A 24317-nucleotide genomic window follows, 5' to 3' on the forward strand; every position below is an offset into this window, starting at 1 on the left:
TTTATTATAGCATGGCAAACGAATGTGCGTAGAAAAATAACTGGAAAGCAAAGAAGCCCTGGCGTTTTTTCGCAAGAGCGTGAGGAGAAATCTATAGGAGCGGACGCGTCCGCCTTTCTCTATGATTCTTTTGGGGATGATGGCTGGCTGCCCCTCGCCTGCGTCAGAAGCTCCTCCAGCTCTTTCATGAATACATTGATATCTTTGAATTGGCGGTAAACGGACGCGAAACGGACGTAAGCGACTTCATCTACGTGGTACAAACGTTCCATGACCTTTTCCCCGACATCGTTGCTCGGGATCTCGGCCTGGCCGCAACTGCGCAATTCTTTTTCGATGTCGTTTACCACATTTTCCAGGACTTCCAAAGGAACGGGCCGCTTCTCGCAGGCGCGCACCAATCCGCGCAGCACCTTTTCACGGCTGAACTCTTCGCGGGTGCCATCCTTTTTCACAATCAACAGCGGGGTCTCCTCGACCATTTCAAATGTAGTAAAGCGACGCTCGCACGATTCGCACTCACGGCGGCGACGGATCGATTTATTATGATTAAACGGACGTGAATCCAGGACTTTAGTCCCGTTGTATTCACAAAATGGACAACGCATATCAGAATCAACTCCAATATTGACAATACATGTCTACAGTGTCCCTCATATTCCAGTCAGAAGTCAAGTCAATCCTTGTACCTATTTATATGATAAGTCGTTTGGAGTACAATATGGGTACTGTTGGAGGGATTGCAATGCGTTTAGTTTCTTTAAGACAAGTCCAGCCGGGAATGAAGCTCGGCCGTACCGTTTTCACGGAAGATGGCAAAGTGCTGCTTGGCGTCGGTATGCAATTGACAGAGCGCTTGATTTCTGGGCTCCAGCGATCTGGTGTGGACTCTGTGTACATCGATGATCCGCGTACAGAAGACATCGTGGTGGAGGAAGTCATTCGCCCCCAGACTAGACAAATCGCGGTCGAAGTCATCGAAAAGACGATCAAGCAGATCACCAACTCAAACAAGCTCGCCCGTAAAATCTCCTTGAAAGAGATGGGGTTGCATTTTCAACGGGCTTTTAGCTCCATTCTGGACGACCTGATGCAAAACAAGCAAATGGTCGGCCACCTGACGACAATCTCTTCTCACTCTCCGTCCTTGTATCATCACTCGGTCAACGTGGCCGTGCTCGCGACAGCCGTCGGCATGTCGATCGGCTACAACCGGACACAACTGATGAACCTGGGCGTTGGGGCCATGCTGCATGATATCGGCAAAGTCAGCTTGCCTGAAGAGTTGTTGCAGAAAAAAGAGCGCTGGAACGCGGAAGAACAAGAGATTGCCAAGCAGCATACCACGCTCGGATTTAATCTGCTCCGCAAGCAGCATGACATTTCTTTGATGTCCGCACACGTCTGCTTGCAGCACCACGAACGGCTGAACGGAAGCGGATATCCTCAAGGACTGGTCGGAAAGCAGATTCACGAATTTGCTCAAATCGTGGGCATCTGCGATATTTACGATTCATTGACTTCGCCTCGTCCTTGGCGTAAACGATACATGCCGCAAGATGCCGTCGAATACTTGCTCGGCTCGGGCGGTCACCTGTTCGAGCACCATCTCGTGAACGCCTTTATCAAGCATATCGCCATCTTCCCGATCGGAAGCAGCGTCGTTCTCAATACAGGCGAGACAGGGGTAGTCAGCCGTGTTGACCCGGACTATTCGCATCGGCCAACGGTGCGTATCCTGAGAGACGGCCGCGGCAACGATGTCATCGCTCCTTACGATCTCAACCTCAAGGAGAACATCAGGCTGTTTATCATCGGGTTCGAAGACGACCAGTTGTTTAACATCAGTGGATTGTCTGAATCCGAATCCTCGTGACTTGCTTGCAAACATATCCGGCTTCGCCCACTTGCGGCGAAGCTTTTTCTTTTCCCTTCTCATGTCATGAAAAAACCCTCTGCCCGTTCAATCGGGACAGAGGGTTCTCCATAGCGGCAACTTAGTTTACACCAGCTGTAGCCGCTTCTTTCACAGTTGTTTGGTTGTGCATCTCAGATACGTGGCGAACCAGGTCAACAACGCGGCAGGAATAGCCCCACTCGTTGTCGTACCAAGCGATCACTTTTACTTGGTTGGTTCCCATTACCATGGTGGACAAACCGTCTACGATCGAGGAGTTGTCGTTTCCGTTGAAGTCGCTGGATACGAGCGGCTCGTCGCAAAATTCCAGGTAGCCTTTCATATGGCCTTCGCTCGCTTCGCGCAGCACGCGGTTCACTTCTTCGACCGTTACAGGCTTTTTCGTGTTGATCACCAGGTCCACAACCGACACGTTAGGAGTTGGGACACGCAGCGCGAAGCCGTTCAGCTTGCCGTTCAGCTCAGGCAACACTTTGCCTACCGCGCGGGCAGCACCTGTAGTGGTCGGGATGATGGACTCGCCAGCAGCGCGGGCACGGCGCAGGTCTTTGTGTGGGTTGTCGATGTTTACCTGATCGTTCGTAATCGAGTGAATGGTTGTCATCAAGCCTTGCTCGATGCCGAATGCATCATTCAGCACTTTTGCCACAGGAGCGAGGCAGTTGGTTGTGCAGGAAGCGTTGGACACGATATGGTGATTCGCATGGTCGTAGATGGAGTCGTTTACACCCATTACAATCGTTGCGTCTTCTTCCTTGGCAGGAGCGGTAATGACTACTTTTTTCGCTCCGCTTTGCAGGTGCTTGCCAGCGCCTTCGCGGTCTTTGAATTTGCCTGTCGCTTCTACGACGATTTCCACGCCCAGTTCGCCCCAAGGCAGTTTCAGCGGGTCGCGGTCAGACAGGACAACTGTCGCTTTGCCATCTACGATGATTTTGTTGTCTTGTACTTCTACTTTATTTTGCAGGCGTCCGTGAATGGTATCGTATTTGAGCAAATGTGCAAGCGTCTCCGCTGGGTAGCTAGCGTTGATCGCTACGATTTCAATGTTGGGGTCCTGAATAGCGCGGCGGAATACCATGCGCCCGATACGGCCGAAACCATTAATACCAATTTTGATTGTCATAAATAGAAACCCCTTTCGCGATTAAGTTACGCTCATCTGTTACTTTCATTATAATAAGTATAACACAATTATCAATGTGTTTTACTGAAAAATAAATATTTGGACGATTTTCCCCTCCTATTTTTTGTCCGTTTTGTTTCTTAGCCTGCCCTAAACACGAACAAAAGCCGCCCTCATACACGAGAAGCGGCTTTTACCTCAATTGGAAGTCATATATGCGCTTGTAACGGTCATGATAATAGAGGACTCGCTGCACGTACTGGCGCGTCTCTCCGAACGGAATGTCTTCAATCGTCTCGCGGTGCCCGCTCCACTGCTCGGTCGTCAGCCAGCCGTTTACTTTTCCCGGGCCGGCGTTGTAGGCGGCGACGACCTTGATCAGATCGCCCTCATACCGATTGAGCAAAAAGTTCAAATACCATGTTCCGATCTCGATGTTCATGACCGGATCGTACAAGTATTGCTCGTCTTTCGGTTGAAATTTGGCCTGAGTGACGATCCATTCAGCGGTGTCGGGCATGATTTGCATCAAGCCAACCGCGCCCTTTTTCGAGACGCGATCAGTCTTGAAGCCACTCTCCGAACGGATGACGGCCAACACGAGATAAGGGTCCACATTGTATTTGATCGCTGCTGTCAAAATTTCCTGCTGATACTTGATCGGGTACATCCACTTCCAAACCATAGGCGTGCCTTGCAGCAAAAAAACGCTCATCAAGACGAGCAGGATGAATGCTGCGCGTTTGCCTGATTTCATGATCGCAGCTCCGCCCGAATCTCGGCGAGAAGGGCTTCCACTTGTCGCTCTGTCTCTTCGCGTGAAAAGGAGTTGTCGATCAAAAAGTCGGCTTCCAGCTTCTTCTGGTCAATCGGAAATTGCGCTCGCAGCCGTTTTTGCGCCTGTTCTTCTTCCAACTCGTCCCGTTCCATCATGCGGGCGAGCTGCATATCGCCTGGCGCGTAGACCACGACGATTTTCTCGACCATGTGTTGCAGCTTGCTCTCGAACAACAGCGGGATGTCCATAAACACGATGTCAGCCCCGTTGGCCTCTGCTGCTTCCGCTTCCTCCCGCATGACTCTCCGTACCTCAGGATGGACGATGGCATTCAGCTTTTGTCGCTCGGATTCGTCTGAGAACACGATTTCTCCCAGCCCTTTTCGATCAATCTGACCGTCTTCCAGCAAAATGTCTCTTCCAAAATGACGCACAATCGCTTCATAGGCTGGTTTCCCCGGCTCTACGACTTCTCTGGCAATCTGATCCGCATCGATCACGGGAATCCCGCGTTCTCTGAGCATCCCTGTGACTGTGCTTTTGCCAGTGGCGATCCCGCCTGTCAATCCTAAAATCATATCCATCCTCCTCCCTCGGCAATAATGTTACTTCTTCTGGCACACCGGACAAATATGGGTTCCTCTGCCACCCACGACAAAGCGGACGATCTCGGCTCCGCAGCGGACGCAAGCCTCGTTTTTCCGTCCATACACCGTAAGCGATTGCTGGAACATGCCCATCTCGCCCTGGCCGTTCACGTAGGACTTGATGGAGCTGCCTCCTTGCTCGACAGCCTCGGACAAAGTAGCGACGATGCTCTCGTGCAGTCGTTCGACCTCTTCGCGGGTCAATTCTCCTGCCAGCTTCTCCGGGTGGATTCCTGCCTTAAACAGCGACTCGTCCACATAAATATTCCCCAGCCCGACAATACATTCCTGGTTCAGAAGGAGCGGTTTGATTTTTGTTGACCGCCCTGCCAAAAGCTTGGCGAGAACATCGGGAGTAAAGCTCTCTTCAAGCGGCTCTACTCCCAGTTTTGCCAACGGCCCGGTCGCTGTTTCCATTCCTTTTGGAAAAAGATCCATCGTCCCGAACTGGCGCACGTCCCGATAACGCAGCTCCGACTGATCTGTAAAATGGAACACGACATGCGTGTGCTTTTCCATCGGCTCTTCCGACTGGTACAATCCGTACCTTCCTTCCATCCGCAGATGGGAGATCAGCACATCCTGATCCATGAAAAATTGAATGAACTTGGCCCGGCGCGAGATGTCCTGAATCGTTTGTCCCGCCAATTGGGCCTTGAATTGTTCGATATCATCCGGCTGGCGAATGATCCGGGGCAGATGGACACTGACCCGCTCAATCGTTTTTCCCAGCACCAAACTGCGCAGTGTGCGCACAACGGTTTCTACCTCTGGCAACTCCGGCATGGTGCCTCCTCCTCTCGCTGTCTCTTTGCTTACTCTATTGTTTACGGCGACACGCCTGCTTACTTCGCTTCGTACCAGCTGCGTCCGTCACTCACGTCCACTTTGAGCGGAACATCGAGCGCAAGCGCCCCTTCCATGACTTCCGGCACGAGCTTGCGCATGATCTCAAGCTCGTCTTTTGGCACTTCAAACACAAGCTCATCGTGCACCTGCAAAAGCATGCGGCTGGACAGCCCTTTTTCCACCAGACTCTCTTGCATGCGAATCATCGCCAGCTTGATGACATCCGCCGCTGTCCCTTGAATCGGCGTGTTCATCGCTGTGCGCTCTGCAAAGGAACGCAGATTGAAGTTGCTGCTGCGAATGTCCGGCAAATAACGGCGGCGGTGCAGCAGAGTGGTCACGTAGCCATCCTGCTTGGCCTGCTGAACGATCTCTTCCATCCAATGTTTCACGCCGGAGAAAACGGCGAAGTAACGCTCGATAAAATCGGCCGCTTCCTTGCGGGTGATGTTCAAGTTTTGCGACAATCCGTAGTCGCTGATCCCGTAAACGATGCCGAAGTTGACCGCTTTGGCCTGACGGCGCATCAGCGAAGTCACTTCGTCTTCGCTCACTCCGAACACGTCCATCGCTGTCCGCGTATGAATGTCCATCCCTTTTTGGAACGCGTCGATCAGATTGGCGTCGCCGGAAATATGGGCGAGAATCCGCAGCTCGATCTGCGAGTAGTCCGCCGCCAGCATGTACCAGTCCTCCTCAGACGGGATGAACGCTTCGCGGATTTTGCGGCCTTCCTCCATGCGGATCGGGATGTTTTGCAGGTTCGGCTCCGTACTCGACAAACGTCCTGTGGCGGTAGTGGCCTGATTGTACAACGTGTGCACCTTGCTCGTCTTCGTATGAATTTCTTTAATCAAGCCTTCAATGTACGTAGAGCGAAGCTTCCCGAGCTGGCGGAAGTTTAGGATCGCGTCGATAATCGGGTGATACGGTGCCAGCTTCTCCAACACGTCTGCGCTGGTCGACGGACCTGTTTTCGTTTTTTTGATCACAGGCAAAGACAGCTTGTCGAACAAAATTTCACCCAATTGCTTCGGCGAGTTGATGTTGAACGAACCGCCAGCCAGGTCGTAAATCTGGGTGGTCAAATCAGCCAGCTTTCTGTCCAGCTCTTCCCCCATCTGTGCCAGGCGCTCGCTGTTGACCTTGATGCCCTGCTTCTCCATTTGCGCCAACACCATGCTGAGCGGCGCTTCCAGATCGCGGAGCAGCTCCACCATTTCATTTTCCACCAGCTGCTCGCGCAGGACGGGCACGCTTTGCCAAATCGCGGCGGCTTTGTGCGCTACATGCTCACTGAGCACATCCATTTCCGGAACAAGCCGTTTGGCTCCTTTTCCATATACCTCTTCGTCGGACAGTACGCGTACGTGGGCATATTGCGAAGCGATGCTGTCAAGCGTAGGGTTGCTCTCCGCAGCGTTGAGCAAATAAGACGCGAGGTACACGTCAAAGCCGATCCCTTTTGCCTCCAGCTCATGCCAGGCCAGGCCGACCGTGTCGCGCTTGCCGTCAAACGCCCACTTTTCCTGCGCCGGGTCAGCCAGCCACGTACAGAATGCCTTCCATTCGCGTGCCACGTCCCACGGTACGAACAGGACGTTCTCTTCTGACGCCAGACCGAAGCCAAGAATCGGCGCATGGTGGTAGTTCTCCCCATCCATTTCGATGTACAGCGCCATTGGCGAGGTCAGCTTGTCTGCGTGCTTGTCGGCATTTTCCTCCGTGACCACTTCGAAGTGGAACGGCTTCGCCTCTGCTTGCTCGCTGCCTTCTCCTGGCTGTGCCACCTTGATTTTGGAGAGCAGCGACTTAAATTCCATCTTTTTAAAGAAATCGCTGACGAGCGCTCCGTCATAGCCGTCGTACGCTGTCTCTTCGACTTGCAATTCGACCGGAGCTTCGCGCAAAATCGTCGCCAACGCCTTGCTCATGTTGGCCTTGTCCACGTTCTCGCGCAAGTTTTCTTGCAGCTTTTTGCCGGAGATGCGATCGATGTTTTCCAGCACCTTCTCGACAGAGCCGTATTCGTGCAACAGCTTCAGGGCTGTTTTCTCGCCGACTCCGGGAACGCCCGGAATGTTGTCGGACGAATCGCCCATCAAGCCTTTCAGATCAATGATTTGCAGCGGCGCAAGGCCGTATTTTTCCTGAATTTCCTGCGGGGTGTACAGCTCGATTTCACTGACGCCTTTGCGAGTCAGCGCGACCGATATGTGATCGGACACGAGCTGGAGCATGTCTTTGTCCCCGGTAATGACGGTCGTTTTCCAAGACTGCTCGTCCGCGTGCTTGGTCAGCGTACCGATAATGTCGTCGGCCTCGTAGCCCTCCAGCTCAAATCGCTTGATGGAAAAGGCGTCCAGAAGCTCGCGAATCAGCGGAAACTGCTCGGACAGCTCAGGTGGTGTCTTGCTGCGTCCACCCTTGTACTCTGCGTATTCGCTGTGGCGAAACACAACTTTTCCGGCGTCAAAAGCAACCATGATATGCGTTGGCTTCATTTCTTCCAGCACTTTCAGCAGCATGGTGGTAAAACCGAGCACTGCGTTCGTATGCAGTCCAGCTGACGTGGACAACAAAGGGAGCGCGTAAAACGCCCGGTTAGCAACACTGTTTCCATCAATCAACACAAAATGACTCAAGGAATCCGACCCCTCTCGTGGCGAAACTACTATCTTTTATCGTAACATAGGGCGATTGCATAAGCCAAGCCGCAGATGTCGCGGGTAAACACGGGCATGGTTGAACAGACTATGAAAAAAATGACAAGGAAGGCGATTGCATGCAACTGCTCAAAAAAATCCCGTTGATTGTAGCGCTTCTGCTCTCGTGTTTTGCCTTTTCCACGGCGACAACGGCAAATGATACGCCTTCGCCCGAACAGCCAAAGCCGAAGCCAAAGCACCTGATTGCTTTTGTCATCGATGATTTTGGCAACAACATGGCGGGAACAGAAGAAATGCTGAACATGCCCGTACCGCTGACAGTTGCGGTCATGCCGTTTATGCCCAGTACGAAGCAGGACGCCGAGCTTGCCCACCAAAAAGGGCACGACGTATTCGTCCATATGCCGATGGAGCCGGTAAAAGGCAAACGCTCCTGGCTCGGCCCCGGGGCGCTCACCACGGATTTGTCCGATGAAGAAATCCGCAAGCGCGTGGAAAAGGCGATTGATGACGTGCCGCACGCGATCGGGATGAACAACCATATGGGCTCAAAAGTGACGGCGGACGAGCGAATCATGCGCATCGTGATGAGCGTCATCAAAGAGCGCGGTCTGGTTTACCTGGACAGCAAAACAACCGACAAGAGCGTCGCAGGCAAGGTCGCGGCTGAAATGGGGGTTCCCCATGCAGAAAACCGGATTTTTCTCGACGACCAGTACACCGTGCCGCACATCACCAAACAAATGGAGAAAATATGCAAGCTGATCGATAACCACCCGGTTTGCATCGCGATCGGGCATGTCGGCCCTCCTGGCAAGAAAACAGCCTCCGTTCTGCGCCAGTACATCCCGCGGATTCAGAAGGAGGCCGAATTTGTAACTATCTCGAAGCTTATTCAACAATCCGGCCATTGATTTGCTCAATCAATGGCTCTTGCCACCAGCTTTCTTCTGTGGACGCCTCCATTTTCAAATTTCCCGTCAAGGTCACGTACTCGCTCACGGCATCGCTGATCGCCTGGGCGATTTTTTCTTGTGACTGGGGATGGGTAAGCATATGTCGGTCAGACGCGTTGCTGATAAACCCCATTTCCACAATGACGGACGGACAGTATTGGTGGCGAAGTACGTAGTACGTTTTGCCTTTGACTGGTTTGTCATTGGTGTTCGCCAGACGGTTGAGGGAGCTTTGCAAAAGATCCGCCAGCATGTAGCTCTGCTCGTTGCTCTGGTAGAGCACGACAGGGCCGCGGCGGCGCGCATCTTTTGACCAGTTGACGTGCAGGCTCAGCATCATTTGCGGCACCATTTCTTTCGCCAAGTTTTTGCGCTGGGCCAGGTCGCGAATGTGCCGGGAGCGATTCCCCAGCCAGCGGTTGTCGTCGCTCAGCGCGATATCCTCGTACCGATTGAGCGCGACGCTGTACCCCGCTTTGGTCAGTTGCTCGTACAAGCGCTTGGCGATTTGCAGATTGATGTCCTTTTCGTAAAGGTCGCCATACGACGTGCCGGAATCAATCCCTCCGTGACCGACGTCAATCAAAATGTGGATGGGAGTCAGCGGGATCGCTTCTGTCCGGGCCGGAAAACTGACGACGACGAACAGGAACAGCAGGACAGCAACACGGAAAAAGAAAGGTAGATATCTCATGCTTGTAGGATTGCCTGATTGAAAAAAAACCTTTCAGGCAACTGGGTAAGCATAACATTGTGAATTTTTCAGGCGGACGTTACAATAGAGAACATCGTGACTTTTAGCAGATATAAGAAGGTGTACTCATGAATCATTCATTGGAAAAGCCGCCTTTTCCCCCGTATCTCGCGCTGTTGATCGGGGTGATTGCGATTTCTTCGTCCGCGATTTTCGTCAAACTGTCCAGTGCACCTGCACCGATCATCGCCACGTATCGGCTGATTTTTTCTGTCGTACTCACGCTTCCTTTTTTGCTCTGGAATCGCGGTGCCATCGCCGAGATCGGAAAAATGAGCAAAAAAGTGTGGCTACTCTGTCTATTGTCTGGCGCATTTTTGGCCAGCCACTTTCTGTTGTGGTTCGAATCGTTGAACTACACATCTGTAGCCAGTTCTACGGTTCTCGTAACGTTGCAGCCCTTGTTCGCCTTTATCGGCGGTTACTTCTTCTTCGGGGAACGCGTGCGGCTGCTCGCGCTCTCTGGCGGACTGCTCGCGATCGTGGGCAGCTTCGTCATCGGCTGGGGTGATTTTCAAGTCGGGGGGATGGCTCTTTTTGGCGATGCCCTCGCCTTGCTCGGAGCGGTGACCGTTACAGGCTACTGGCTGGTCGGCCAATACGTCCGCCAGCACATGTCTTCGTTCTCCTACACACTCGTCGTCTACTCTGCGACGAGCGTGATTCTCGTGGCGTACGATCTCGCACTGGGCTATCCACTGGTCGGCTATCCCGCGCAAGACTGGGGTTGGTTTTTCTGCCTCGCCCTGTTCCCGACTTTGCTTGGGCACTCGATCTTCAACTGGGTGATCAAGTGGCTGAGTACGACCACGATTTCGATGGGAATTTTGGGAGAACCGATCGGGACGGCCATCCTGGCTTACTTTATTTTGGGAGAGATCGTTACGGTGCCACAATGGGTAGGCGGCCTTGTCATCATCGCAGGTATTTATTTGTTCATTCGCTATAACCAACCAGCTAAAGGAGTGTCCCAAGGTGAACAAGCACCCCCAACACCGAAAAAGCTTGCGTGAATTTGTCAAAGGACTGAACGTCTGGGCCAAGATCGGCTGGACGATTCTTTTGGGCTACATCGTCGGAAGGATCGTGTACTGGTTGTGGAAGGTTACTTCCTGACTGGATGAAAAGAGGGTCACCCCCGCAGCCTGACACAAGGCTTGCAGGAGTGACCCTTTCTTCTTAGGCAGCCGCCTTTTGCTGCTCGGGCGCCTGCGGAGCTTTCTTCGGTTTTTTATGCAAAAAGTACAAGAGTGGGATCGACAAGGCAATCGGGATGACAGAGACGAGGAACGTGTCTCCGATCCCTTGCACCAGCGCTTCTTTTGCCATCATCCCGTACAGGATCGTGCTCGCTCCGCCTGTTGCGCTCGCTGTATCTACCCCTGCCTGAACGTACAAGCCGGAAATTCCGCCGATAAACTGCGTAGCCATATCCGAGTTCAGGTTGTCGGCAATGGAAGACATGTGGAACGTTTGCCGCGCCTGCATGATCACGGTCAAAATCGCAATCGCGAACGAGCTCATGACCTGGCGCAGCACGTTCGAGAGCGGAGAAGCATCCCCGACACTCGTCCGCGGCACCGCGTTCATCCCGACCGTCGACAGCGTCATCATGCACAGGCCGATACCCACACCGCGGATGGTCAAAATCATGTCCATCCAGGAATGCATGCTGTCTGCCGCGAGATTGTGCAGCTCATAAGTCGTGATGGTCATGATCGTCAGTCCGACCAGTCCGATTGGCCCGATGCCGTATTTATCCATCAGCTTGCCGCTGATCGGCATCATGACTGCCATCGCAATCGACTGCGGCATCAGCAATATCCCTGACTCCATGGCCGTCATCCCCTGAATGTTTTGCAGGAAGATCGGCATCAGGAAGATCCCGCCCATCATCCCCATCATGACAAAACCGGACGTCAGAATACTGATGGAAAAGACAGGGATTTTCAGCAAGCGCAAGTCAAGCAGCGGCTGTTCTTTTCCAAGTTCCACCCAGACGAACAGCGCAAGGCTCGTGATGGCAACGAAGAACAGACTGACAATAAAAAAGGACGTCCATCCTTCCGCCTGTCCTTTACTGAACGCGAGCAGAAGGGCACCAAAGCCGACAATCGCCAGAAAAGCGCCGAGAAAGTCGAACTTCAACTCCGGTTTTTTCGGTGTTTCCTTGAGCAAAACCATACTCATGATTACCGCAAAAATCCCGAAAGGAACACCGACCAAAAACAGAAACTGCCAGCTCAAAAACTCAATGAGGTAACCGCCAAGAGTCGGGCCCAATGCAGGCGCCGTCATCGAAGCAATCCCGAAAATCCCCAGAGCCATCCCGATCTTTTCCCGGGGAACGATCATGTAGATCATCGACATCCCGATCGGCATGATCATCCCGCCACTCACCCCTTGCACGACGCGAAACGCAATCAGGGAAGAATCGCTCCAGGCGAGCGCACAAAGGACGGATGAGATCGTAAAGGCAGACAATGACAGGACGAATATTTTCTTTGCCCCGAATTTGGCTGACAGCGAACCGCTCATCGGAATCATGACGGCGTTTGCCAGCATGTATCCTGTCAAAACCCATTGCATGGTCTCTGTCGTGGAGCCAAAAATACTGACCATGGTGGGCAGGGCAACGTTGATCAAACTGTTATTCAAAATCGCAACGAAGGTTCCCGAGAGAATCGCGATCAATGACAGCCACATGCTGCCGTTGCCGCTCTTTTCCTCCCGCTGTGCCACCGCTTCCGCCATGTCATCACCCCCGTTAGTTTGCGATCACCTTGGTGCCCTCGGACAGCTTGTCTGTCGGGTTCAAAACAATCTGATCGTTGTCTTTCACACCTTGGGTCACAGTTGTCCAGTCACCGCTTGCGTTGTCTACAGAAACTTCCACCTGGTGAACGACGTCGTTGTCCACGGTGTAGATGTAATGCTTGTTTTCTTTGGCAAGAACAGCTGTCGTCGGTATTTTCATTCCTTGTGTCGCCTGACCTTGCAGGGCCACTTCAGCTACCATCCCGGCGCGCAGCAGTCCTTCTTGGTTGCTCACCTTCACCTTGATCGGGAACGAGCTGCTGTTAGGGTCAGAGACTGGGGAGACGAACTCTACCGTACCTTTCAACACTTTTCCGCCCAGGCTGCCGACTTTTACGTCAACTTCAGAGCCAACTTTGACGCTGTTGATCTGATCTTGCGGTACGCTTGCCTCTACTTTCACGTCAGCCATGTTGACGAGGACGAGCAATGGCGTGCCTGCTCCAGCCATTTCGCCCGGATCGATGGAACGCTTCGCGACGATGCCGCTGATTGGCGCGCGAATGATCGTGTTGTCATAGCTGCTTTTTGCCAGCTCCAGGCTGGAATTGAGACGGCTTACCTCTGCTTGAAGCGCGGCAACCGTGTCAGCGGTCGGGCCTGCTTTTGCCAGATCGTACTGCGCTTGCGCCTGCTCCAGTCCTGTTCTCGCCTTTTCCAGATCGAGCGAGACTCTTTCCAGTTCAGCCTGTGACAGCGCCCCTGCATCGAACAAAGCTTTCATGCGATTGTAGTTGCTCTCTGCCACCTTCAGGCCGGCTTGCGCTTGCGTCACGATGCTCGACAGCTGTGTGAGCTGCTCGTTGCGGGCGCCTGCTTTTGTATCGCGCAGCTTGGCGCTTGCTCCGGCAATAGCCGCCTGCGCCTGATTAATTTGTTGCTGATAGTCTGCCGCCTCCAGCGTAACCAATACATCGCCTTGCTTGACGACAGAGCCTTCTTTTACGTTGACGCTCGCCGCTTTGCCGGACACTTTGGACACGACCTGAATTTCATCCGAAGCGGCGATTTTACCGTTCGCAATGACTCCTGTCTGGGAAGGAGTCACCTTCCATGTCTTCACAACCGGAATGCTTTCGCCTCCGGAAGACGCGGAGGATGTATCGCTACAGCCTGCTGTAATGAGCGAAATCGCCATCAATACAGCGGCGATGGACTTCCATTGAGCTGTTTTTTTCATGCCAGATTACATCTCCTTCACTTGCACTTTGATCTCGGCGTTCAAACCGGCAGCCAAATGAAGACCTGCTGTGTCATCAATGGCAATTTTAATCGGAATACGCTGGGTGACTTTGGTGAAGTTCCCGCTTGTGTTGACGGCTGGCATCAAGGAAAACGTGGAGTTAGTCGCTTTTCCGATCTCCATCAGATGACCAGTCAGTTTTTTGCCCGGATAGGCATCCAGCGAAAATTCTACCTTTTGGCCCAGCTTCAGCCGCTCGATCTCGGTTTCTTCCAGGTTTGCGGAGATGTACAGCTTGCTCTCGTCAATCACCAGCGCAACGGATTGCCCTGTGGAAACAATTTCGCCTTCCTTCGCCTGCGTTTTGATCACGGTTCCTGTAATCGGAGAACGCAGGACGCTGTTTTCCAGCGAAGTAGTCGCGAGGTTGCTCGTATCTTGCTGTCCGACAATTTGATCTGCTACAACCGCGTCGCCTTCTTTTACAGCGAGTCCGGTCAGCTTGCCTGTCATTTTAGGCATAACCCGATAAATATCCCCTGCGACTCTGGCATCCTGCGTCGTAACGTAGTGTTCACCTTGATACCAGTAGTAGTAACCGATGCCCCCGCCCCCTGCGACAAACAGGAGCAAAATGACATACAAAACCAGTTTTCGCTTCATGATTTCTCCTCAACTTTCTCTCTCTTCTAGTTTCGTAATCAACGTTTCCATCGAATAAATAATGCCATCTAGGTCTTCATCCGAAAAACCATGGAAAATCCGCTTGTAAAATTCTTCCGAGAAAAAGTCAACCTTGGCAAACAGTTCGGTAATCTTCTCCGTTTTCTGAATCCAGACAACTCGGCGGTCCTTCTCATCACGCACTCGCTCGACCAGCTGCTCCCTTTCCAGTCGGTCAATGATGCCGGAAACGGTGCTGTACGACAAATCGACAGCTTTGCTCAACTGGCCGATCGTTTTGGGCTCGCAATGAATTTGCCGAATGATCATCAATTGGGGAACGGTCAAACCGTATTTGCTCAGTTCCTTGGTAGCCATCGTCGCGAAGGTCTTGTTCAGACGCTTCAGCAAGTCCCGTATATGCAACGGCTTGTTCATGATGCACTCCTTTCCTAACTAATATTTCGGACACGAAATTTTTATCACAGAAAATACTATACGACTTTTTTTATTCCGTGGCAACTATTTCTTTACATTAAATTTTAACTAGGTAATAAAAAAACCAACATGCCCGTCAAGCTCAAGGCAGTGTTGGTTCCGTGATGGTTTCCGGGCTGGCTGGCCCTTCTTCCGGTGTGTTCTGGCGCACGCTTGGAACATGTCGAGGCTCGTATTCAATCTCGGGAAACGAATGCACGGTCACATACATCGCTCCGTTTCCTGCGATAGCCCTGAGCATGATCGGGTAGGCGTATTTGTTCTGAAACACAAAATCCGGCCCGTACCAGCTCACGGTCGCATCCCGGCCAGGCGGGACGTAGGCGACGTTTCTGCTATGGGAATAGCGCTGCATGATATGCAATCCAGCCTTGTCCACGGCGTTGAACAAAGTCGAGGATACTTGGCAAATCCCGCCGCCAATTCCCTCCGACAGCTCTCCCCTGACGATGATCGGTGCCTGCATGTACCCTTTTTCCTTCGTTCTTTGGCCGACTACTTTATTGAAAGAAAAAATCTCTCCCGGCAAGACGACGTAGTTGTTGATCGCTTGGGAAGCGAGTTTGATGTTGTGAGAGCGGTTTTTGTTCCGCGAATTGAAATAGGTGGCATACTGCCCGATCACTTTTTTCCGGACCTGGCTGATGAGAGCCTTGTCCACTTTTGGATGGACTTCCTGGAAGGAAACTTGTAGAGTCGAAGCGCCCTCGCCGTAGTAATACTGGTAAAACTGCTGCAAAAAAGCAGCTTCATCCAGCTTGCGCCCTTTTTTCTCGGCAACGATGGACCCTTGCGCATTAATCGTCGCATTGATCGGCTCTACATACGCCTGTTTGGCGACATCGTCTATTACTTTTTGCAAACGGTAGTCATCTGCCACTGGGACACCGTCAACAGGCAAGGTATAATCCGCTCGGTCCAGGATGGCTACTGTTTTCTCTCCCAACTCGATGTGCAAAAAGTTGGTCGGATCGAGGGGATTGGCTAGCAACAGCAAAGCCAGCGTCAAAGCAAAACCCATCCGGCCGCTCACCTCCTTCTTGTAGTATGAGCAGCCGAACAGGTTTCATTCGGGTCGATATTGGTTTATCCCATCCGCGCCAGCCTGCTCATGATCGCTTGGGCAACCGCTTTGAGCCTGGACTCATCTGCCAGTTCGGCGTACACATTGTTCAGCTGATCGCGCAGTTCCTTGGCAGCCAAAAGCGATGCTGTCGCTTCCTTGATTTTTTGCGTGTAGCGCGACTTGATCTCAGCCAGCTCATCGTGATACAGCTCGTCGGTGTCAGGGTCGATCGCCCGTGCGTACATGTCGATCACTTCATCTGTTTCTTTGCTGGGGAAGTATTCGTGTGGAGCCGTGCTGTCAAAAATCGCCACGCTTTTCTCCGGCACGATCACCATGTCCAGGCTGTGCGGGTCAAGTCCGCAGTGGTATACCTCCACATCGAAGCCGCGATTCTCCGCCTCTGTCACCAGCTTTTTCAGCATGGTCGACTTGCCTGATCCCGGTCGGCCTTTGATGAAATAGCGCTTCTGCAGCGAATCGGTCAGCTTCATGATGTGATCCACCGGACCGTTCGGAGTGGCGGCGCCAAGGTACATTCTGCGCACCTGCGCCCGCTTGTTCTGCTTTTCCTCTCCGAAAAACAGCTCCACGACCTCTTGCGTGACGAGATTGGCTGCCTCCCGGTTCAGGTTCTCGATGTAGGGGGCTTCCCATTCATCGTGGATGCGCAGCGCCTCCCCGAATGCCTGATAAGCTTCTTCGCTCTTTTGGAAAATCTCTTCGTACCACGCCGCGATATGCCTTTTGTACAAAGCCAGCTGATCGGTATCGAGCGCCGACTGCAAGTTGACGTGAATCTCGGTAACGCCGGGCGCAGCCGGTCTCCAGATGCGGGGATAGCTGCCGTCCATAATCGCTACCCGCCATTCGTGAAAGACAACACCATCGTACTGCCCGTTCACGAACGGTGAATGAATCCACTCCACCTGATCGGTCTTGCGAGACATCTCCTTGCCAATCGTCTCGATGAGCGGCGATGTAACCCCCTCCACCACTCCTGACAGGATGTATACGCGCTCCATGCCTTGCAAGACCGAGTCGTAAAATGTTTTGTATCCTCGCGCCGTGTTGCCCGCAGCGTATATGTGACGCACTTTTTTAGCCATGCACATTCCCTCCAGTCACTCACTGATCGAAAATGGATCGGATCGATGTATTGTATGCAGCGAGGAGGAAATGGGCATCTGTCACGACAGGAAAAAGGAAAAAAGCCGCTGCAAGCGCGAACGGCTCACAGCGACTTTTATTCCGTATCCAGAGCGCCCGCTGGCAAAAGCTTTGAGCGTCCTCGATCCTATTTGTTCAAGTCCGTCATTTTGCCTGTGGACATGTAGATGATCCACTCGCAAATGTTCGTGACGTGATCGGCAATCCGTTCCAAATATTGCGCCACCAGGAGCAGATGCGTGCCTTGGGAAATCGCATTGCCATTTTTCGTCATGACCTCGATCAGATCACGGAAGATCGTAGCGAATAGCTTATCGACAATATCGTCTCGCGCAGCGATCTCTTCTGCCGCTTCTTTGTTGCGAGCGATATAGGCATTCAGGCAATCCCTCACCATCGCTTTCACATGATCCGCCATCAACGGAATATCGATCAGCGGCTTGACGTATGGCTCCGCCATCAGGCGACGTGTCGTCTTGGAGATGGACACGGCATGATCGCCCATTCTCTCCAGATCAGTCACCAGCTTCAGCATGGTTCCCAGGCGGCGAAGATCGCTCCCGACAGGCTGCTGCAAGGCGATCAGGCGGAAGCATTCGCTCTGTATTTCCTGCTCCAGCTCATTGATAACCGGATCGGCCGCAATCACTTGTTCCGCCAGATGGACATCCCGTTCTACCAAACTTTTAATCGATTTATGAATCGCTTCCTCAACCAATGTTCCCATGGACATGAGTTTGCGATGCAGTACATCCAGCTGCTCTTCGAAAGCGTGCCGCGACATGTTCCTCGTCCCCCTTCATTTGTCTGACACGACAAATAGTACAAGGGGATTGTAGTCTGCGGGTAAAGCTACTATTTTGTTTGTGTAAATATTTCAGGTGAGCGGCAAGATGACTGTGAAGGTGGAGCCTCTTCCTTCCACGCTCTCTACCTTGATCTGGCCGTGCAAGTTTTCGACCAGATGCTTCACGATGGCCAGACCAAGCCCTGTGCCGCCCGAGTCGCGGCTGCGAGCCTTGTCCACCCGGTAGAACCGTTCGAAAATTCTTGCCAGGTCTTTTTCCGGAATGCCGATCCCTGTATCTGCCACCTGAATGGTGATCTGCTTGTCGTCCGCTTCTGTCCTGATCGTGATCTCGCCCTCTTCCGGCGTGTAGGCGATCGCGTTTGTCATCAGGTTCAGCACGATTTGCTGGAGGCAATCTTTGTCCGTCATCAGCCAAATGTCCGGCTGGCTCTCCGGCAGCGTCACTTTCAGCTGCTTTCTTTGCGCCTGATCGTGCATGATCGCGGCCGCAGAACGGATCAGCTCCTGTACGTGCACGTGGCTGAGATGCAGCGGAATGCGCTTCTGCTCGATTTTGGACAAATCGAGAATGTCGCGGATCATCCGGTACAGCCGTTCACTTTCATCGGAAATGATTTGCAGGAAGTTGCGGCATGTCTCCTCATCTTGCATCGCGCCTTCCAACAGCGTCTCGGTAAACCCTTTGATCGACGTAATCGGCGTGCGCAGCTCGTGCGACACGTTGGCGACAAAGTCGCTGCGCATTTTTTCCAGACGGCGGATTTCCGTGATGTCATGCAGGACGACGACTACTCCTCGCGACTCGCCCTTGAAATTGATGTACGGGGCAAAATTGACGTCGAGCACGCGTTCCTGCGGGTAGTAAATGTGAACCTCCTGCCGAAACTTCTCGCTCTTGTCCAGGCATCTGTCGATGTACTGGGACAGTCCAAAGCTTTTGCCTGCCTCGATGTGCAGCTTGCCTACCAGCTCATGCCCAGCCGTCCCGAGAAGCTTCTCGACCGCAGGGTTGACGAGCATGATTCTGCGCTGCTCCGATATGAAGATCACACCGCTCGTCATGTTGGTCAAAACCCCGGCGAGCCTCTGCTGGTTCTCGGAGATTTCGTACATTTGCTGCTCCAAGCTGGAAGCCATGAAGTTAATCGCCCCGGCGAGCTGACCGATCTCGTCCTTGGCCTTGATCCGTACCCGGCTCTCGTACTGACGCTGGGTAATGTTACGGGCTACCCTGGTGATTTCCTCAATCGGACGGATGATGGAAAAAGAAATGCGTGAGACCACGATGGAGCCGACCACCAGTGTGACCAAAAGCCCTGTAAGCAAGCTGTACCACATGTTGTGAATCGTGTCCGTAATGTCTTTCATCGACATGGCGGAGCGAACAGCCCCGACAATGTTTGTGCCTTGCTCGACTGGCACCGCCACGTACATCATGTCATAGCCGAGCGTCTCGCTGAACCGGCGGGAAATGCCTGTTTCGCCCCGCAGCGCAGCCTTCATCTCCGGCCTGTCGTGATGATTTTCCATCTCCTCTACATGGGAGGAGTTGTCGTACAGCACCTGACCTTCGCGGTTGATGATCGTCAGGCGGACTTCGTCGGAAGGAGCCACTTGCTTGACGCGATCCGCCAGCGTAACCTGATTGTCAAAAACCGTCGGGAAGCGAACAGCCTGGGCAACAAGCTTGGACTCGCGGGATAAAAGCTCATGCAAAGATTGCAGGTAAGAGTTCTCCAGTACCTTCGCAAAGTACATTCCCATCAAAAGGAGAACCAATGAGATTAATCCCAAGATAGTGAAGGTGAGTTTGATACGAAAGCGAGTCAAGGTCGTGCCTCCTGTTATCCTTCCAGTTTGTATCCCAAGCCGCGGACTGTTTTAATGTAGCGCGGATTTTTCGTGTCTTCCTCCAGTTTTTCTCTCAGGTGGCTCACATGTACGTCCACAATCCGCGAGTCGCCGATGAAATCGTAGTTCCAGACGGCATTCAGCAGTTGATCGCGCGTCAGGACACGTCCCTGGTGGCTGGCCAAGTAGTTGAGCAGCTCAAATTCTTTCGGAGTCAGCTCGATTTTGGCGTCTTTGCAAAACACTTCATATTTTTCCGGATAGATGCGGATGTCGCCAAACTGAAGCACGACGTCTTCAGGAGCAGTAGCCGCTTCCGGTGTCGATTGGATTCGTCGCAAAATGGCTTTGACGCGTGCCACTACCTCTCTCGGGCTGAATGGCTTGGTCAAGTAGTCGTCAGCCCCAAGCTCCAGGCCGAGAATCTTGTCCAGCTCGTCATCTTTTGCGGTCAGCATGAGAATCGGTGTATTGATGCGTTCCTGCCGCAATGTTTTACAGACATCCATGCCGTCCATTTTTGGCAGCATCAAGTCGAGAATGATAAAGTCAGGCTGCTCGCTTTTCACCATATCCAATGCCTGTCTGCCATCAAATGCAGTAACGACCTGAAATCCCGATTTTTCCAGATTGAATTGCAGCAGCTTCACGATAGAAGCTTCGTCATCCACTACCAAAACCTTGATCATTTTGTCCGTTTCCCCCTACCAATGCGATGCTACAGATTGAATGTTGCAGACCTTCGTCCTCTGATTTGTTTCTTCTCTCTACACTACTCAGTCTGCCAATGCTGAAACCGGAAGACAAGTAATTTTTTTGTAAAGGTGTTTAGCGACAGGCTACTCTGGGCATGAAATTTGCTTTGGACTGTAGTATTCCTCGAAATCGGCTTTGGCATGAAAAAAGACGCCCTTCACGAAGAAAGGCGTCTTTCGTATTCCGATCAGACAAACTATTTCAATACAGCCATGACATTGCGCACCGAGTCGGCCGATTTGTCGAGCGCGGCTTTTTCTTCTGCGGTGAGTTCCAGCTCGATGACTTTCTCGATTCCGTTTGCACCCAGAAGGGTCGGAACGCCGAGGTAAATATCTTGATAGCCGTACTCGCCTTGCAAAAGCGCAATGGATGGAAGGATACGTCGTTTATCCTTGATGATCGCTTCCGCCATCTGTACGAGAGCAGCAGCCGGCGCATAGTAAGCGGAGCCGTTGCCAAGCAGATTGACGATCTCGCCGCCGCCTTTGCGGGTGCGCTCGACGATGGCGTCCAGGCGGTCTTTCGGGATCAACGTTTCCAGTGGAATGCCACCCGCATACGAGTAGCGAACCAGCGGAACCATGTCGTCGCCGTGACCGCCGAGCACGAAGCCTGTCACGTCCTCAACAGAAACGTTCAGCTCCATGGCCACGAAGGTACGGAAACGCGCCGTATCCAGCACGCCGGACTGCCCGATGACACGCTCTTTCGGGAAGCCGGACGTTTTAAAGAAAGTGTAAGTCATTGCATCAACGGGGTTGGAAAGGACGAGCACGATCGAGTTGGGAGCATATGTCTTCACTTGCTCCGCAACCGACTTCATGATGCTTGCATTGGTGTTTACAAGGTCATCGCGGGACATGCCTGGCTTGCGGGCAATCCCTGCGGTGATGATCACCAGATCAGCGCCTTGAATATCCTCGTAGCTTGCAGTACCTGTAATCTGGGCGTCGAAGCCAAGCACAGGGGAAGACTCCATCATATCCAGCGCTTTCCCTTTTGTCGGGTTCTCCAGTTGCGGAATGTCAACCAAAACTACGTCGCCTAATTCTTTTTGCCCCAAAATAAATGCTGTGGTTGCACCAGTGAAGCCACTACCGATAACAGCGATTTTTTTACGGTTGAATGCCATGACTTAACTCCCCTCCAAACTGTAAGTGTAAATAGTTGCCAAACTATCTCTATCTTACATGTTTTGAATCAGCGCGTCAGCAAACTCGGAGCATTTCAGTTCAGTTGCGCCATCCATCAGACGAGCGAAATCGTACGTTACTGTTTTCGCGGAGATGGTTTTTTCCATGGAGTTGATGATCAGATCAGCTGCTTCGTTCCAGCCCAGGTGACGCAGCATCATTTCTCCGGACAGGATCACGGAGGATGGGTTCACTTTGTCCAGACCAGCGTATTTAGGAGCTGTACCGTGTGTTGCTTCGAAGATCGCATGACCAGTCAGGTAGTTGATGTTCGCTCCCGGAGCGATACCGATACCGCCTACTTGTGCAGCCAGAGCGTCGGAGATGTAGTCACCGTTCAGGTTGAGGGTAGCTACTACATCGTACTCAGCCGGACGAGTCAAGATTTGTTGCAGGAACGCGTCAGCAATCACGTCTTTTACGATGATTTTGCCAGCTGCTTCTGCTTCTTTTTGCGCTTTGTCAGCGTCGCCGCCTTCTGCTTTGATGCGGTCGTATTGTGCCCAAGTGAACACTTTGTCGCCGTATTCTGCTTCAGCCACTGCATAACCCCAGCTTTTGAACGCGCCTTCGGTGAACTTCATGATGTTGCCTTTGTGTACGAGGGTAACGGATTTGCGTTTGTTGTCGATCGCGTAGTTGATCGCTGCGCGAACCAGACGCTCTGTACCGTCTTTGGAAACAGGCTTGATCCCGATACCGGAAGTTTCCGGGAAGCGGATTTTCTTCACGCCCATTTCGTTTTGCAGGAAGTCGATTACTTTTTTCACTTCTGGAGTGCCTTCTGCCCACTCAACACCAGCGTAGATGTCTTCTGTGTTCTCGCGGAAGATCACCATATCTGTCAATTCAGGATGTTTGACAGGGGATGGAACGCCATCGAAGTATTGAACAGGACGCACGCAAGCGTACAGATCCAGCTCTTGACGCAGCGCTACGTTGATGGAGCGGATACCGCCGCCTACTGGTGTAGTCAGAGGACCTTTGATTGCGATCAAGTATTCGCGAACAGCAGTCAGCGTATCTTCTGGCAGCCACTCGTTGTATTGGTTGAACGATTTTTCGCCTGCGAACACTTCGAACCAAGCGATTTTTTTCTCGCCGTTGTACGCTTTTTCTACTGCTGCATCCAGAACGCGAACGGAAGCGTTCCAGATGTCAGGGCCAGTACCGTCACCCTCGATGAAAGGAATGATCGGGTTGTTTGGAACGACCAGTTTGCCGTTATCTACGGTGATTTTTTCACCAGCAGTTGGTTGAGTAAGGTTTTTGAACACAAGAATCCCTCCAGTGTTGAAGATATTGGGTGATTATGAATATTTCCAGACGTAGGAGAACTACCACTTCTTGTGGTAGTTCTCAAGCTTGCACTTAGGGCTGGTCAGCATGGCTGCACATGGCCCTCCACGCTCGAAAATAGCGGGTTTTTAGCGGCGGTCAATCGGAACGTAATGTTGGTTGACCGGACCGATGTAATCCGCGCGAGGACGGATCAGACGATTGTTTTCATACTGTTCCATGATGTGTGCCGTCCAACCGGACATGCGGCTGATGGCAAAGATCGGTGTGAACAGGTCTGTTTCCAGGCCGAGAGAGATGTACACGGATGCGGAGTAGAAGTCAACGTTTGGCTTCAGTCCTTTTTCCGATGTAATCATGTTGTCGATTTTCACGGACATTTCATACAGCTCAGGACGGCCGATTTGCGCCGTCAGCTTTTGGGACATTTGCTTCAGCCATTTCGCACGCGGGTCGCCATCTTTGTAAACGCGGTGTCCGAAGCCCATGATTTTCTCTTTGTTGTCCAGCTTGCTGCGGATGTAGGATTCCACGTTGTCGAGTCCGCCGATTTCCACCAGCATTTTCGCAACCGCTTCATTGGCACCGCCGTGCAGAGGACCTTTGAGCGTGCCGATTGCGGACACGATACCGGAGTAGATATCTGTCAGGGTCGCAACGGTTACGCGAGCAGCAAAAGTAGAAGCATTGAACTCATGGTCTGCGTGCAGAACCAGCGCAACATCAAACGCTTTCACAGCTGTTTCTGTTGGCTCTTCGCCAGTCAGCATGTAAAGGAAGTTTTGGGCAATGGTGAAATCTGCACGAGGAGCGATTGGCTCCAATCCTTTGCGCATGCGCTCGTAAGCAGCAATCAGAGTAGGAGTTTGAGCCATCAGACGGATGGATTTGCGATAGTTGGCTTCAGGAGACATATCTTGCGCTTCTGTGTCGTAGAGCGCTAACGAAGAGACAGCTGTGCGCAACGCCGCCATTGGGTGCACGCCTTTTGGGTAATGGCGAATGCTTTCCAGCACTTCTTTTGCTACTGCTGCATTTTCACCCAATTGTTTTTTCAAAGCGTCCAGCTGATCACGCTTCGGTAACGCTCCATGCCAGAGCAAGTATACAACCTCTTCAAAAGTTGCATGTTCTGCTAACTCATCGATGTTGATCCCGCCATAGCAAAGAACCCCATCGACGATCGAACAGATCGATGATTGAGCGGCAACGACGCCTTCAAGTCCACGTGTTGTTGTCATAGAACTCCCTCTCCTTTTCCACTCAAGTAATAGTGCTTATCCAGTCCTTCGCTTGTCCTCGTGACTGAT

General features: G+C 52.4%; 23 protein-coding genes. 4 read left to right on the forward strand and 19 right to left on the reverse strand.

Translation table 11 applies throughout. The features are described 5' to 3' along the window. Nucleotides 1-119 precede the first annotated feature (119 nt). Nucleotides 120-608, reverse strand: a complete 489-nt coding sequence (nrdR, locus tag IRJ17_RS25620; RefSeq protein ID WP_122962934.1) for a transcriptional regulator NrdR — start codon at nucleotides 606-608, stop codon at nucleotides 120-122. A 137-nt stretch (nucleotides 609-745) separates the two neighbouring features. Here nrdR and IRJ17_RS25625 point away from each other — a divergent pair, with 137 nt between their 5' ends. Further along, complete coding sequence (locus IRJ17_RS25625) at nucleotides 746-1876, forward strand: HD-GYP domain-containing protein (RefSeq protein WP_122962933.1); 1131 nt, start codon at nucleotides 746-748, stop codon at nucleotides 1874-1876. A 121-nt stretch (nucleotides 1877-1997) separates the two neighbouring features. Here IRJ17_RS25625 and IRJ17_RS25630 read toward each other — a convergent pair whose 3' ends face one another. The 5 genes from IRJ17_RS25630 to polA all read right to left on the reverse strand — a co-directional run bounded on the left by IRJ17_RS25630 (nucleotide 1998) and on the right by polA (nucleotide 7963). Continuing rightward, on the reverse strand, nucleotides 1998-3044 hold the full coding sequence (locus tag IRJ17_RS25630) for a glyceraldehyde-3-phosphate dehydrogenase (RefSeq protein WP_242772336.1): 1047 nt from the start codon (nucleotides 3042-3044) through the stop codon (nucleotides 1998-2000). A gap of 193 nt (nucleotides 3045-3237) precedes the next feature. Continuing rightward, on the reverse strand, nucleotides 3238-3801 hold the full coding sequence (locus tag IRJ17_RS25635) for a lytic transglycosylase domain-containing protein (RefSeq protein WP_122962931.1): 564 nt from the start codon (nucleotides 3799-3801) through the stop codon (nucleotides 3238-3240). Further along, nucleotides 3798-4406, reverse strand: a complete 609-nt coding sequence (gene coaE / locus IRJ17_RS25640) for a dephospho-CoA kinase (RefSeq protein ID WP_122962930.1) — start codon at nucleotides 4404-4406, stop codon at nucleotides 3798-3800. The genes IRJ17_RS25635 and coaE overlap by 4 nt, the downstream gene beginning before the upstream one ends. 21 nt (nucleotides 4407-4427) lie before the next feature. Next, nucleotides 4428-5255, reverse strand: a complete 828-nt coding sequence (gene mutM / locus IRJ17_RS25645) for a DNA-formamidopyrimidine glycosylase (RefSeq protein WP_122962929.1) — start codon at nucleotides 5253-5255, stop codon at nucleotides 4428-4430. Nucleotides 5256-5314: 59 nt separating this feature from the next. Continuing rightward, on the reverse strand, nucleotides 5315-7963 hold the full coding sequence (polA, locus tag IRJ17_RS25650) for a DNA polymerase I (protein ID WP_122962928.1): 2649 nt from the start codon (nucleotides 7961-7963) through the stop codon (nucleotides 5315-5317). A gap of 140 nt (nucleotides 7964-8103) precedes the next feature. Here polA and IRJ17_RS25655 point away from each other — a divergent pair, with 140 nt between their 5' ends. After that, nucleotides 8104-8901, forward strand: a complete 798-nt coding sequence (locus IRJ17_RS25655) for a divergent polysaccharide deacetylase family protein (protein WP_122962927.1) — start codon at nucleotides 8104-8106, stop codon at nucleotides 8899-8901. On the opposite strand, the gene IRJ17_RS25660 is transcribed toward IRJ17_RS25655, so the two are convergent. Beyond that, nucleotides 8879-9637, reverse strand: coding sequence for an N-acetylmuramoyl-L-alanine amidase family protein (locus tag IRJ17_RS25660; RefSeq protein ID WP_122962926.1), 759 nt, complete (start codon nucleotides 9635-9637; stop codon nucleotides 8879-8881). The genes IRJ17_RS25655 and IRJ17_RS25660 overlap by 23 nt on opposite strands. A 128-nt stretch (nucleotides 9638-9765) precedes the next feature. On the opposite strand from IRJ17_RS25660, the gene IRJ17_RS25665 reads away from it, so the two are divergent. Both IRJ17_RS25665 and IRJ17_RS25670 read left to right on the forward strand, forming a co-directional pair. Beyond that, a complete protein-coding gene (locus IRJ17_RS25665) occupies nucleotides 9766-10710 on the forward strand; it encodes a DMT family transporter (protein ID WP_122962925.1) in 945 nt (314 codons plus the stop codon). Next, complete coding sequence (locus tag IRJ17_RS25670) at nucleotides 10673-10813, forward strand: hypothetical protein (protein WP_167470232.1); 141 nt, start codon at nucleotides 10673-10675, stop codon at nucleotides 10811-10813. The genes IRJ17_RS25665 and IRJ17_RS25670 overlap by 38 nt, the downstream gene beginning before the upstream one ends. A 63-nt stretch (nucleotides 10814-10876) precedes the next feature. On the opposite strand, the gene IRJ17_RS25675 is transcribed toward IRJ17_RS25670, so the two are convergent. The 12 genes from IRJ17_RS25675 to citZ all read right to left on the reverse strand — a co-directional run bounded on the left by IRJ17_RS25675 (nucleotide 10877) and on the right by citZ (nucleotide 24248). After that, nucleotides 10877-12451: a DHA2 family efflux MFS transporter permease subunit gene (locus tag IRJ17_RS25675; RefSeq protein WP_122962924.1), complete on the reverse strand. Its 1575-nt coding sequence runs from the start codon at nucleotides 12449-12451 to the stop codon at nucleotides 10877-10879. Nucleotides 12452-12464: 13 nt separating this feature from the next. Next, nucleotides 12465-13694, reverse strand: a complete 1230-nt coding sequence (locus IRJ17_RS25680) for an efflux RND transporter periplasmic adaptor subunit (protein WP_122962923.1) — start codon at nucleotides 13692-13694, stop codon at nucleotides 12465-12467. Between the two features lie 6 nt (nucleotides 13695-13700). Further along, nucleotides 13701-14360 (reverse strand): efflux RND transporter periplasmic adaptor subunit, encoded by a 660-nt coding sequence (locus IRJ17_RS25685; protein WP_122962922.1) that lies wholly within the window; start codon nucleotides 14358-14360, stop codon nucleotides 13701-13703. A 9-nt stretch (nucleotides 14361-14369) separates the two neighbouring features. Then, on the reverse strand, nucleotides 14370-14798 hold the full coding sequence (locus IRJ17_RS25690) for a MarR family winged helix-turn-helix transcriptional regulator (RefSeq protein ID WP_122962921.1): 429 nt from the start codon (nucleotides 14796-14798) through the stop codon (nucleotides 14370-14372). Nucleotides 14799-14940: 142 nt separating this feature from the next. Then, nucleotides 14941-15879, reverse strand: coding sequence for a VanW family protein (locus tag IRJ17_RS25695; protein WP_122962920.1), 939 nt, complete (start codon nucleotides 15877-15879; stop codon nucleotides 14941-14943). Between the two features lie 65 nt (nucleotides 15880-15944). Further along, on the reverse strand, nucleotides 15945-17033 hold the full coding sequence (locus IRJ17_RS25700; protein ID WP_122962919.1) for a PRK06851 family protein: 1089 nt from the start codon (nucleotides 17031-17033) through the stop codon (nucleotides 15945-15947). A gap of 188 nt (nucleotides 17034-17221) precedes the next feature. Next, nucleotides 17222-17878: a phosphate signaling complex protein PhoU gene (gene phoU / locus IRJ17_RS25705; RefSeq protein WP_063229184.1), complete on the reverse strand. Its 657-nt coding sequence runs from the start codon at nucleotides 17876-17878 to the stop codon at nucleotides 17222-17224. Nucleotides 17879-17971: 93 nt separating this feature from the next. After that, the gene (pnpS, locus tag IRJ17_RS25710; RefSeq protein ID WP_173598435.1) at nucleotides 17972-19735 is read right to left on the reverse strand and encodes a two-component system histidine kinase PnpS; all 1764 of its coding nucleotides are present in this window, start codon (nucleotides 19733-19735) and stop codon (nucleotides 17972-17974) included. 14 nt (nucleotides 19736-19749) lie between these two features. Further along, on the reverse strand, nucleotides 19750-20445 hold the full coding sequence (locus IRJ17_RS25715) for a response regulator transcription factor (protein ID WP_122962916.1): 696 nt from the start codon (nucleotides 20443-20445) through the stop codon (nucleotides 19750-19752). Nucleotides 20446-20708: 263 nt separating this feature from the next. Further along, the gene (gene mdh / locus IRJ17_RS25720) at nucleotides 20709-21647 is read right to left on the reverse strand and encodes a malate dehydrogenase (protein ID WP_122962915.1); all 939 of its coding nucleotides are present in this window, start codon (nucleotides 21645-21647) and stop codon (nucleotides 20709-20711) included. A gap of 54 nt (nucleotides 21648-21701) precedes the next feature. Next, nucleotides 21702-22985, reverse strand: a complete 1284-nt coding sequence (gene icd / locus IRJ17_RS25725) for an NADP-dependent isocitrate dehydrogenase (protein ID WP_122962914.1) — start codon at nucleotides 22983-22985, stop codon at nucleotides 21702-21704. Nucleotides 22986-23135: 150 nt separating this feature from the next. After that, nucleotides 23136-24248, reverse strand: a complete 1113-nt coding sequence (gene citZ, locus IRJ17_RS25730; protein WP_063229179.1) for a citrate synthase — start codon at nucleotides 24246-24248, stop codon at nucleotides 23136-23138. Between the last annotated feature and the right edge of the window lie 69 nt (nucleotides 24249-24317).

The sequence above is a fragment of the Brevibacillus parabrevis genome (assembly GCF_022701015.1).
In the GTDB taxonomy this organism is placed as follows: domain Bacteria; phylum Bacillota; class Bacilli; order Brevibacillales; family Brevibacillaceae; genus Brevibacillus; species Brevibacillus parabrevis.